General features: G+C 59.9%; 10 protein-coding genes and 1 pseudogene. 3 read left to right on the forward strand and 8 right to left on the reverse strand.

The window, feature by feature from the left end:
- Window positions 1–215: 215 nt before the first annotated feature.
- The 7 genes from FJ398_19995 to typA form a co-directional block, all read right to left on the reverse strand.
- Window positions 216–608 (reverse strand): hypothetical protein, encoded by a 393-nt coding sequence (locus FJ398_19995; protein MBM3840202.1) that lies wholly within the window; start codon window positions 606–608, stop codon window positions 216–218.
- Window positions 560–2317, reverse strand: a complete 1758-nt coding sequence (locus FJ398_20000) for a carbon-nitrogen hydrolase family protein (protein ID MBM3840203.1) — start codon at window positions 2315–2317, stop codon at window positions 560–562. The genes FJ398_19995 and FJ398_20000 overlap by 49 nt, the downstream gene beginning before the upstream one ends.
- A 114-nt stretch (window positions 2318–2431) precedes the next feature.
- Window positions 2432–3595: an iron-containing alcohol dehydrogenase gene (locus FJ398_20005; protein ID MBM3840204.1), complete on the reverse strand. Its 1164-nt coding sequence runs from the start codon at window positions 3593–3595 to the stop codon at window positions 2432–2434.
- Window positions 3596–3780: 185 nt separating this feature from the next.
- Complete coding sequence (locus FJ398_20010; protein MBM3840205.1) at window positions 3781–5001, reverse strand: TIM barrel protein; 1221 nt, start codon at window positions 4999–5001, stop codon at window positions 3781–3783.
- A complete protein-coding gene (locus FJ398_20015; protein MBM3840206.1) occupies window positions 4980–5252 on the reverse strand; it encodes a hypothetical protein in 273 nt (90 codons plus the stop codon). The genes FJ398_20010 and FJ398_20015 overlap by 22 nt, the downstream gene beginning before the upstream one ends.
- Entirely contained in the window at window positions 5249–5908 is a 660-nt protein-coding gene (locus tag FJ398_20020) for an ATP-binding protein (GenBank protein ID MBM3840207.1), read from the reverse strand. Before FJ398_20020 ends, FJ398_20015 begins: the two co-directional genes overlap by 4 nt.
- 83 nt (window positions 5909–5991) lie before the next feature.
- Window positions 5992–7827 (reverse strand): translational GTPase TypA, encoded by a 1836-nt coding sequence (gene typA, locus FJ398_20025; GenBank protein MBM3840208.1) that lies wholly within the window; start codon window positions 7825–7827, stop codon window positions 5992–5994.
- 408 nt (window positions 7828–8235) lie between these two features.
- Here typA and FJ398_20030 point away from each other — a divergent pair, with 408 nt between their 5' ends.
- The 3 genes and pseudogenes from FJ398_20030 to FJ398_20040 all read left to right on the forward strand — a co-directional run bounded on the left by FJ398_20030 (window position 8236) and on the right by FJ398_20040 (window position 11630).
- Window positions 8236–8727 carry a hypothetical protein gene (locus FJ398_20030; GenBank protein MBM3840209.1) on the forward strand — a complete coding sequence of 164 codons (492 nt, stop codon included), beginning with the start codon at window positions 8236–8238 and terminating at the stop codon, window positions 8725–8727.
- 468 nt (window positions 8728–9195) lie between these two features.
- Window positions 9196–10608: pseudogene (locus FJ398_20035) on the forward strand (hypothetical protein).
- Window positions 10609–10841: 233 nt separating this feature from the next.
- On the forward strand, window positions 10842–11630 hold the full coding sequence (locus tag FJ398_20040; GenBank protein MBM3840210.1) for an SIS domain-containing protein: 789 nt from the start codon (window positions 10842–10844) through the stop codon (window positions 11628–11630).
- 111 nt (window positions 11631–11741) lie between these two features.
- On the opposite strand, the gene FJ398_20045 is transcribed toward FJ398_20040, so the two are convergent.
- Window positions 11742–12029, reverse strand: coding sequence for an ATP-binding protein (locus FJ398_20045; protein ID MBM3840211.1), 288 nt, complete (start codon window positions 12027–12029; stop codon window positions 11742–11744).
- Window positions 12030–12155 lie beyond the last annotated feature (126 nt).

The raw sequence follows: 12155 nt of genomic DNA on the forward strand, positions 1-12155 counted from the left end.
CGGCGCAACCCGAAGGGCGGCAGTTCTTTTTCGCCAGACTTCGTTGCTTGCTCCTTACAGATCCACTTCGGGATATGCTCGTCGCTCGCGCCTCGTCTGGCCGAAAAATCCCTTGCCGCGAACGTGAGCGTATTTATGAAATGGACCACTAAGCTTCAATCGCTCATCGGCCCGATGTAGCGCCGCGCCACGACCACGTCGTCGAACCAGACGGATTATCGGTTCTTCCAATACCGTTTCGTGGGATCGCCTTCGTCGTAGCCGTAGTGTTCGAGCCAGAGGCAATTCACTTTCAAATCCAGGTCGCTGCGCCAGCGGATGCCGGTGAATTCTCCGACCAGTTTTCCATCGACCCACATGGCTTGTTTGCCATCAGCTCTATCCGGCGCGGTGTTCGCCTGGATCATGAACTCCCAGCATTGCCATTGATTCAGCGGCGGGATGACGCGGGCGGGGCCGGCGGCCGCGCCTTTGCCGGGGCCTGACGGAAAAAAGCTGTTGCCCCAATACTTGTTCATCTTCCGATCCGGTTCCATGTCGAGATAGTACGTGTAGAAGCTCACCTCGCCCGGAGATGGATTCTTGCCCCAGGCAAACCAGGGTTCCATGCGCGTGGAATAGTAAGTGCCGTTCGGTTTGAGGCCGGCCTTCCCGAAGGCGGACCATTTGTTCGTGCGCTGATTCGCGCCCAGCCACACGAAGTGATGATTGTATTGGTAATCCGGCGAAAACTTGACGTAGAAGCGCGCATAGACCGCGTCGGCGCCTGGCATGAACCATTTGATCGCGTCGCCGACATGGTTCTTGCCGCGTTCCATGCGCATCTCGACGCTCCAACGACCGGAGTTCGGCGCGTCCTCGGATCGTTTCCGATGCCGACATCGCCAGGATATTTCGCCGCGAGGCCCTTCTCGGATGCGTCTGGCTTCGACTTGGCCGGTTCAAGTTTGGCCAGGCGTTGCTGCGACACGCGGTCGATCCAGGTAGCCGGATAGACCTTTCGCAACCGCTCAAAGGCCGCAATGGCTTCGCCGGTCTTGCCGCGCTGTTGAAGTTCGCTGGCCTGCTTGAACTCCTCATCGCCCAGGGTCAGCGCCCGAGCCATGATGCGCCCGGCTTCTTGCCGGGTCAGGCCAATGGGCACCTTGTCCACCACCGGTGGTTGCGGCTCAGTGAGGATGTGGAAGGCTTCAGGTTTGCGCTCGCGGAAAAGGCGGGCGCGCATGTCCCGCTGCCAGTTACTGCTTGGTCCGCGGGATGGACGACAAAGCTCGTAGCGCAGAGTTGCACTCTGCCGTATCGCAGAATTGTATTCTGCGGGGCGTCTCCCAGTCCGAGCCCGCTGGGACTTGCCGGCGCCCTGCCGATTGGAAATCGGCGATACAGCAGATTGAAAATCTGCGCTACGGTTCTCCGGTCGATCTGTCGTCAATCCCACCGTCTGCACAGTAAAGGCGTCGCCGCCCTCGCGCTGGCCGCGAGGATTAATGTCCGCGATGGCCAGTCCGTCCGGACCTTCCGCCTGGGCAACTATTTTGCCCTGGGGCGAAATGATCATGGCGCCGCCGCCGCGATGAGCGACAACGAGCCAGATGAAATTCTCCGCTGCGCGCGCTCGCAACGCCTGGACGCCGATGTCTCCGTCGCCAATGGCCGCGCCGCCCATTGTGGGGAAAAAGATAATGTCCGCGCCCTGCAACGCGAGGCAGCGCGCGGTCTCCGGCATCACCAGGTCGTAACAAATGAGCAGACCCGCCGTGCCAAGATCCGGCGTTGGAAACACCGGGAACGCGCTTCCCCGCTGCCGCGCGCCCGCTTCCGACCACGTCGGACAAACCTTGTGGTAGCGGCCCATTTCTTTGCCGTCACGGCCGAGCAGAAACGCCGTGTTGTAAATCCCGCCGTCGCTCTCGATGGAGTCGCTGCACACGATGAGATACATGCGGTGGCCCGCGGCGGCGGAGCCCAGGCGTTCGAGCATTCGTTGGACCGCCTTCGGCAAGACCTCGCCGGCCAGGGTCTCGTTCGCGCCCAGCCAGTTTAGCAGGCTCAGCGTATCTTCAGGCAACGCGAGCGCATCGCATTTGGCTTCGCCCGCGCGATCGATGATGCGCTCCAAATCGCTCAAATTCTTGTCCACGGCAGTCAGGGCGGCGGCGGGCGGCAGGCGAAAATCGATCGTGCGTCGCGCGGCTTGCGCGGCCGCAACGCGAACGGTGTTTGCGGAAGGCGTGGGTTGCGGGTCAGAAGCAACTCCAACCTCCCGGAGGAACAACAAGGCTGCGAAGAAGCGCAGCCAACAGAATCCTGTCTTCATGCAACCGCAGAATGACCCAAACGCTCCGGTCCAACAATGCGCGAATACAGACCGCGAGGCAGATGGGAATTCCTTTAACTGGAGCAAACGGAGAGAACAGAGATACCGTCGGAACTACCAAACCTTGCGGTAAAGCTCGATGATCTCCGCAACAGAAGGCATGATCGGATTGTTTTGCGGACTGCCGCTTGCCAACGCGGCTTCCGCCATCGCGGGCAGCTTTTGGTCGAATGCTTCCTGCCTGGCCTTGATGAAATCTCGCAAACGTCCGATGCCCAGGCTTCCGTTCAATCGGGCAAGGTACTCGGGTAGTGTGGCAGCGGCTTCGTCGTCAGTGGTGGTGTCCGCCGCCGCGCCGACCCACCGCGCGACTTGCGCGTAACGCGGCACAGCGCCGCGAAGCGACCACTGCGTGATTTCCGGGAGCAGCAGCGCGTTGGACAGGCCGTGCGCCAGATGGAAGATCGCGCCGATGGGGCGGCTCATCCCGTGCACGAGGCAGACGCTGCTGTTCGCAAACGCCATCCCGCCAAGACAGGCCGCGAGCATCATCGCCTCGCGGGCGGGGCGATTTCCCGGTTCTTTCCAGGCGGTAAACAGATGCGATGCGGTCAACCGGATGCACTCGGCCGCCAGCGGATCGGTCAGCGCGTTAGCTTTGCGCGACACGTAGGCCTCGATGCCGTGGGTGAGTGTGTCCACGCCGACGTGGGCCGTGAGAGAAGTGGGCATCGTCAGGCTCAATTCATAATCCACTAGCGCGACGCGCGCGAGCAGATGCGCGTCGAGCATCATCATCTTTACGTCGCGTTCGGTGTCGGTGACGACTGCCACTTTGGTTACCTCACTGCCGGTGCCGGCAGTCGTGGGAATCAAGATCAAAGGAAGGCCGGGCTTGGCGATGCGATGATAGCCGGCAAATTCGCGAATCGGCGCGTCGTTCGTAGCCGCGACGGCGATGACCTTGGCGGCATCCATGGGGCTGCCTCCGCCGAGGCCAATGACAAGATCGCAGTTCTCCCTTCGTAACAACGCCAGGCCCTCGGCGACGTTCTTGTCCGTTGGGTCCGGCTGAACGCCCGAGAAAACGGCGGCAGGAATGTTTGCGGCCTTGAGTTGATCCACGCAGCGTCCCGCCAATCCGCTTGCCACCATGGTGGCGTCCGTCACGAGCAACTCTCGCCGTCCTCCCAAGCGGGCAGCCTGCGCGGCGAGCTGTTGACTGACACCTCCACCGACGAGGATCGTCGAAGGAACATTGAATTGCGTCGTTGTCATAGCTTCTCGGACGTATCTATTGACTCGAACAGGGGAGTGCATGCGCCCCGCGTGCCATGGTTGGCGCCCTCGCCAACCACATAGGTGCGATGAAAGAAGTCATGCGATAGTGAGTGACCGATGAGGTCATTCCGGTCGGCGAGGGCGCCGACCGGAACACGCGAGGCGCGTGTGCTCCCCTGTTCTCAGAGCGACAACGCGGCCTGGAGCATGGCCTTTGTGTACGCGACGTTGTAAATCTCGCCCACGAGTCCGCCCCCGCCTGGGTACGAGTTTCGGATGCCGCGTTCGCGATCGATGTCGAGCGCGCGGGGATGTTCGGGATAAAGCCCGCGCGAATACTTTTGTCGCACCAACTCTTTCATCACTGCGAACATATCGACCTGTCCCTCGTCGAGGAACACCTCCGTGTAATCCACGTAGGGCTTCCGGACGACGACATTGCGGAAGTGGACGTGATTGATGACGTCGCGTTCGCCGAGCGTCCGGCAAACTTTCACGGGATCGGCGCCCGTTTCGCGTGTGACGCCGCAGTCAAAGGTCATGCCGTTGTAAGGGCTTTTCACGAGGTCGAGGTATTCGAACCAATGTTCCACCGTGTCCATGAGTTGCTCGGAGCCCCGGCTCATGGGCACGGGCGGATCGTTCGGATGGAGCGCGAACCGGACGTTGGCTTTCTCCGCTTCGGGGATGATCGCCTTGAGGAAGTATTCAGCCCTTTTCAACTGCTCAGCGCGCGTGTGAGTGCCCACCCCTTCGCGAGGTGGAAGGTTTTTGGACAACTCGTAATCGTACGCTGTGTAGCCGGCCCCGGCGCGCCCAACTTCCTCCTTGTAGCCTTCGGTCAGTCGATGGGCGTAGAAATTGTACTCAATGACCGGCAAGCCGGCTTTGCCCGCGGCGCGGATGGAAGCGATAAGGTTCTCGATCTCGCGGTCGCGGTTCGGTCCGCCGTGAATGATGTCGTTCATGCCGCCGATCATCATATTGATCACGGTGATGCCGCCGCCTTTGTAGCGGTCCAGGATCTGGCGCAAGCTTTCCTCCGTCCAGGGAATGCGCGGCCCGCCCATGAGCACGTAATCCACGCCGACCTGTTTCAACTGGCGCAGGTGGGCTTCCTCGGAGCGCCCGGCGCCCAAGCAAATCCTCGGCGTGCCGGGGCCGAGTTTCGGCGGCCATTCCGTGGTGGAACCGGAAATTTGGGCGGACAACGCCGCGGGCGAGAGGGCGGCCAGGCCGCCCAACTGCAACACTTGTCGGCGGGAGAAGCGGGTAGTCATGGTGTTTCCTTCTGGTTTGGGACCCGAACTATTGAGGAAGTGCGAGCGTTGTTGCCCAGAGGGAGCGCAACCTTCGATGAGCTTTTTGGGCGGGGCAGGAGTCATGGCAGAGGAACTCCGCATTTGTGTGCTATCGCGCTCGCCAGTCTCTTGAAATCATCGTAGCACTCCTGAACCGCGTAGATGTGCCCGCCCAGAGCGCCGTCTGCCGCCTTGAGGTGGAAGATGGGCTTGAGCGCCTCCTGGGCCATGGGCATCAGACTACGATAGTGCTTCACGGTGGAAAGGCATTCTCGATCCGTCTCAGTCGAGACAGCGCCCCCATTGGGGTCGGTCAGGACTTCCTCGTGATAGACTTCAGGAATTCGCTTCATCCATTTCTGGTAAGCTTTGACGGGACGGTCGGCCCGGACAGCGTGCTGCATGACCACGTACCCCGCCGGGGAAATGTCGCCCGCGGGCAAAGCCAGTTGCGGATCGCTGGGATGATCTCCCGCGCCACGGCGGCTGGGAGGTAAGTAACCAGGAACAAGTCCATGACCAGATCGTCCAGCGTGCATCCCTCGCATGGGCGGGCATCGAAGGTCTTCTGCAGGGCCGTCCGCTTCTCGGTCAGAATCCGCTCCTCTTGCTGGTTGGCTCCCCGCTGGGAGGGGCCCACACGTATCCAGACCCGGCCTTTGTAGCGCACGGGGGGCAGATCGGATGGTAGCACTTCCACCACTGCGACCTCGCCTTCGGGCAACATGTGCCTCTGCACCGTCAAGGCAGGCAGCGGTTCGAGATTGACGTCCGAGCGGAGAGCCCCGAGATCGAGCAGGAGTTCGTCAGTGACTTTCAGTCCGCAAGGCTTGCCGGTGTTGTCGATCCCGACGAGCAGATATCCCGGCTGTCGATGATTGGGGAAATCGTTGGCAAAGGCGCAAACAGCTTCCCCGAACTTGTCCGTGTTCTTGGTCGAAGTCGTTCTTTCCACACGATCAGAATCGAGGTCTGTCATCAAGCCGTTCAGTTGTTCTGTGGTCAACATCTGAGCTTCTCAACCGTGTCACCGAAGCCCAGCCTACAAACTCTCGCAGCGTTCCGCCAGAACAAGAGCGCCACACCATCCGATCAGGCAGCTACGACCTTCACGGCGCGATTCTGTAGAGCGCGCTTGCGTTGGGTTTCGTCGAGAATCTTCTTGCGCAAACGCAGGTTCTTTGGCGTCGCTTCGACGTATTCGTCCGAGCCGATGTATTCGAGCGCGCGTTCCAGGCTTAACTTTAGGGCGGGCTCCAACTGGATGCCTTTTCCTTCGCCCTGCGAACGCATGTTCGTGAGGTGCTTCGTCTTGCAGGGATTGACCGGGATATCGTTGTCGCGCGCATTTTCGCCCACGATCATGCCTCGGTAAATCTTCTCGCCCGGCTCGACCATCAAGCGTCCGCGCTCCTGAATCATGTTCAGGGCGTAAGCCGTGGCGTCGCCATCTTCCATGCTCACGAGCGAACCGTTTTTGCGCGACGGGATTTCGCCTCGGTCCGCGCCATATTCGTGGAACAGATGGCTCATCACCCCGAGGCCGCGCGTCGTATTCACCAGGTCGGTCTCGAACCCGATCAAGCCGCGCATCGGAATCAGAGCCTCGACGCTGATCTGATCGCCGTGGTGGTGCATGTTCGTGATTTCGGCTTTCCGAGTCGAAAGATTCTCGAGTACCGGGCCCATGAAATCCTTCGGGATTTCCAGGAACAATTTTTCGATGGGCTCGAGAAGATGGCCTGCGGCGTCCTTGCGATAGATCACCTCCGGGCGCGACACCAGCACTTCATGGCTCTCGCGGCGCATTTGTTCGACCAGAATCGCGATTTGCATTTCGCCGCGTCCGCTCACGACGAAGATTTTTGGATCGCTGGTCTGCTCAATCCGGATGGCGACGTTCGTGCGCGTTTCCTTCCCGAGCCGTTCCCAGATGTGGCGCGCGGTGACCAGCTTGCCATCCTGGCCGGCCAGGGGGCCGTCGTTCACCGCAAATTCCATTTGAATGGTCGGCGGATCAATGGGTTTGGCGGGCAACGGCGGGCGGTCCGGATTATCGACAATCGTCTCGCCGATGAACACCTCCTCAAAACCGGTCAGGCCCACGATGTCGCCAGCGTGCGCTTCGGCGATTTCGACGCGCTTGAGGCCTTCAAAGTGATAGATGCACGTGATCTTGCCAGCGGTCTTGGTGCCGTGGGCATGATGGCAAATGGCCTGGTCTCCGGCCTTGATTTTGCCGGAGTAAATTTTTCCAAAGGCGATCCGGCCCAGGTAATCGCTGTAGTCGAGGTTGGCGACGAGAATCTGGAAACCATCACAGGCGAACGCGCGCGGCGGCGGCACGTGTTTGATGATCGCGTCGAAGAGCGGTTCCATCGTGCCGCTGACGTGATCGAGTTCCGCCTTGGCGTAGCCTTCTTTCGCGCTCGCGTACACAAATGGGAAATCAAGCTGTTCGTCCGTGGCGTGGAGCTGAATGAAGAGGTCGAAGACCTGATCGAGGACCTTCTTCGGATTGGCATTTTCGCGGTCGATTTTGTTGATGACGACGATGGGCTTGGCGCCGGCTTCCAGAGCTTTCCGCAAAACGAATCGCGTTTGCGCTTGCGGGCCTTCCGCCGCATCGACGACGAGCAGGACGCCATCGATCATGCTCATGGCGCGCTCGACTTCACCGCCGAAATCCGCATGGCCGGGGGTATCGACAATATTGACGTGGTAGCTCTTGTATTTGAACGCGGCGTTTTTGGCGCGGATGGTGATGCCTTTTTCGCGCTCCAGGTCCATGGAGTCCATGATGCGCTCTTCGTGGGCGATAGCCTGGTTGGCGCGGAAGGTTCCGGATTGCTTCAGGAGACAATCCACCAGCGTGGTTTTGCCGTGATCCACGTGCGCGATGATCGCGATGTTTCGAATGTGTTGCATTGCTTCTAAATCAGTGTTTTCCAAAACCCGTGCCACGGCTTCCAATTTACCATCCGTGGGCGGATTTCAAAATCGAGCCGCGTAATGTGGCGGGTTTCAGACAAAGGTCAAGCTCGCGGAAAGACAAAACGCGGAACGTTCCGAGGGTGGAGACGCAAGAGAAGGAGCAACTTTGCCAAACGAAGGGTGATGCCCACCAAAAGGAATACCGCGAAAGGCTGGAGAAATCCTCCCATCGGCTGGCGATCGATCTCACCACAGAATCGAAACCTGTGCAGGATGAAGCGGGCATGAATGCGCTCGCGAATAGCGTTCGCGAACGGAAGCCGGACGGTTTGCTCGTGATTCTCCAACACATGAGTTGGAAGGACGGGCTCTACTGGAGCATCTGGGAAACGCGGGTCATGGATTTTGCCCGGTTCGTCCAGGAGGAAGGTCGAGGTTACCGGACCGCGGGAGAGTTCTGGAAAAAGTCGGAAAGAACCACTCCGTCACCATCGGCATTTCCCGCGCCAGGAGGAATGGCACAGGGATCATTACCGGGACAAGTATCGCGAGGAGCGATTCGACGCGCGCCGCTTTGTCAAACCGCTGGCAATGGGTGAACCCAACTCGCTCGGTCTTTACGATATGGACGGCAATGTTCGGGAATGGTGCCTGCATTTTTACGACCCTCTGAATCTCCAGGCCCGGCTCCGACCACCTGGATGCTGCTGGGGGGCGGACGCTCCGGCGAAGTTTCCTACCATGCCTTCGAGCCGCCGGAACCGAACCTGCGCTTCATCGGCCAAAAAGAGGCCATCGGCTTCCGCGTCATCCTGCAATTTGAGGAGTGAGCCGCTGACATTTGGCTCGATCTTGATTGCGGGGACTGGGAATAATCGCTCAGAGCGTGTCTGAAAATTCGATCTTGGGTAGCACAGGCGACACGCCTGTGCCGTCGGGGGACACGCCCGACGGAATGGCGGTTGATCTCGAAGACAAATTGGCTCCCCCTCTTAGAGCGTGTCCGAAAATTGCGCGGGGTCCTGCGGCGAGGGATTTTGGCTGTGGCCAAGGCGGCGAGGTCCGAGCATCCCCAACGCGGGCTGTAAGGACCGAGCCAACGCAGGCCACGGACAAAAGACCCGCCGCCCGGAGGGTTTTCGCGCCAAAGGCCGCCTGGCTTCGTTGCTCCTCAGTCGAAGATCCAGGGAGGATATTCTCCTTCGTCGCGCCTCGCCATCCGGCCTTTGGCGCGAAAACAGGACCCCGCGGAATTTTCGGACACGCTCTTAGTCGGGAGCGTGCTTCCGTTTCGTTCGGCGAGTCACCGAACGAGGCGGGCGGATCACCCGCGCTACCCACATTTCGTGGGAGAAAACTATTATGGATTCACAGCACCACCTGTCTCGTCGGGAATTTCTGGAATCGTCGGCGGTCTTGTCAGCGGCCGTCGCGTTGAACGCGGCGAACTCCAACACCGAAGCGGCGGAAGCCTCGGCTGCGCCCTCTGCCGGTTGGTTCGATCGTCCGATGCGCTGGGCGCAATTGACGCTGGTCGAGGATGACACGGGCAAGTTCGATCTGAAGTTCTGGCTCGACTACTTCAAACGCACGCATTCGGACGCCGCTTGCCTGAGCGCGGGCGGATGTGTGGCATATTATCCGACGAAAATCCCGTTTCATCATCGCAGCCAGTTCCTGGGCGAGATGGACCCGTTCGGAGATCTGGTCGCAGTCTGCCGGTAGCTCGGCATGGTCGTGATCGCGCGCACGGATCCGCACGCCACGTACGACGACGTGAAGGAGGCGCATCCGGATTGGATCGCGGTGACAGCGGACGGCAAGCCGCGCCGGCATTGGGCTTCACCGGAATTGTGGGTCACGTGCGGGCTCGGTCCCTACAATTTCGAGCACATGACCGAGGTCCACAAAGAAATCATGTCGCTGTACCGCGTGGATGGAATTTTCATCAATCGCTGGGACGGTTCGGGCATGTGCTACTGCGAGCATTGCCAGAAGCACTTCAAGCTCGCAACCGGGCTCGACTTGCCGAGAACGAACAATCCGTCCGACCCGGCGCGGCGCCAGCACATTCATTTGTTTGGAGTCTCCACCAAGGGACGCGTCGAGGGACCGATGCAGAATTCCTATCTTCGCCTGGAGAACGATTCGGCGACGGGGAAACGTCATCCGGTTTTGGCGGGCCTTGAAGACGCGCCGCGCATCATCAACGGCGTCTGGCGCGTGGAGGTCGAGCCGGTCGAGCGGTTTTACAGCACCCCGCTGACCTTGATTCCCTCTTACCCCGACCTGCCGATGGAAAAGGTTTATCCGCGCGTGGTGAAGACGGACAAAACGCAGGTCTTTCTGCGCGAGTTAGGTCGCGGGCGAATCGTGTACTTTCCGTAGGACATCGACCGCACGTTTTGGGAAGTCCTGTGCCTGGACCACGGACGGCTGCTGCGCAACGCGATTGAATGGGCTACGAACGAGGAACGGCAAGTCGTCGTGACGGGCCCCGGCGTTCTCGACGTGACCGCGTGGCTGCAAAAGGACTCCATGACGATTCACCTCGTCAACCTCACCAATCCCATGATGATGAAAGGGCCGTTCCGGGAATTGTTCCCGCTGGGCGAACAGCGCGTCCGCATCCGGCTGCCGCAAGGCAAACGGCCGAAGAAAGCTCAGTTGCTGGTGCGCGGCAAACCCGCCGCGTTTGTGGAAGGCGTCAGTTCATTGGACCTCGTGGTGCCGTCCATCCTCGACCACGAAGTCGTGGCGATTGATTTCCTGTAAAGTAGGACTGGCTTCCAGCCTGTCCCTGGAGTTAGGCCGTGGCGCGCTGGGCAACCAGGCAGGTGTGAGAGGAGTGCATTTGGCCGGGAATCCCTTTGGGATTTCTTCATGTCAATCTCCAATCTCCAGAGGCAGGCTGGAAGCCTGCCCTACTTTGGGCGCGACTGGGCGCGAGTCAGGACTAGGCCGATCAGGCTTTTCTCCAGCCATTTCATCCAGTAGCGTTCTGGTTCGTGGATCCAAGTGCGCAATACTTGAGCAAGTGCCGCGAATTGATCGCGAACGTCGAACGGCAAGCGCCCGCCATTCGCCAGGCCGCGGATTGGTTTGCGGAGACGATTCTGGCGGGGCGCATGGTCCACCTGTTCGGCTCCGGTCACAGCCGGATTCTCGTGGAGGAGATGTGGCCGCGCTATGGCTCGTTCCCGGGCTTCAATCCCATCGTCGAACTTTCGCTCAGTTTCCACAATCTTGTGGTCGGCCCGAATGGACAGCGGCAAGCAATGTTCCTGGAGAATGTTAGTGGACTGGCCGACCGCATTTTGCGGAACTTCGATCTCTGGGCCAAAGACTCCGCGCTGGTCGCTTCGTCGAGCGGGTGCAACATCGTGCCCATTGAAATGGCGGCCGGTTTCAAGCAGCGCGGACTCAAAGTCGTCGCCATCATCAGCCGCAAACATTCCGAAGCCAGCAAAAGCCAGCATCCGTCGGGAAAGAAGCTCCAGGATTTTGCCGACCTGGCGCTCGACACCGGCGCGCCGGCCGGTGACGCGATGGTGGCGATCGACGGCCTGGAGACGCCGGTGTCGCCTGGCTCCACGGTGGGCGGATGTTTGTTGGTCAACTGTCTGAAGGCGGAAGTCGCCTCGCGTTTGGCTCGCGCTGGAAGTCCGCCGAAAGTTCTGAGCGCGACGGCGGTCGTTGGAGCGAAACGGTCGGAAGAATTGTTTGAATCCGCTTACGATGAACACGCGCGGCGCCTGGCCGGGTTGTACGAGGGGCTGGGTAGGGGAGGGGAGTGATCGGTATTCAGTGATCAGTATTCAGTTGTCAGTGATCAGTTGTCAGTGATCAGTTGTCAGTGATCAGTTGTCAGTGGCAGGCATGATTGAATACTGAACACTGAATACTGATTACTGAGCTCTGCCCAGCGGCAAGGTGAAGGAGAAGACCGATCCCTGGCCCACTTCGCTCGTGGCATCAACTTCGCCGCCATGCATGGAGACGATGTGTTTGACGATGGTGAGGCCCAGTCCGCTGCCGGCGACGTCCGCCGCTTCCGGAGCGAGAGCGTGATAGAACTTCTCCCAAACCAACGGCAGTTGTTCCTCGGGAATTCCGATGCCTTGATCAGCGACCGCGACCTTCGCGAAATCTCCCTCGCGAGTGACACTCACTCGGACCTTAGTGGTCCATTTCATAAATACGCTCACGTTCGCGGCAAGGGATTTTTCGGCCAGACGAGGCGCGAGCGACGAGCATATCCCGAAGTGGATCTGTAAGGAGCAAGCAACGAAGTCTGGCGAAAAAGAACTGCCGCCCTTCGG

It is taken from the genome of Verrucomicrobiota bacterium (genome assembly GCA_016871535.1).
Taxonomy (GTDB): Bacteria; Verrucomicrobiota; Verrucomicrobiia; order Limisphaerales; family SIBE01; genus VHCZ01.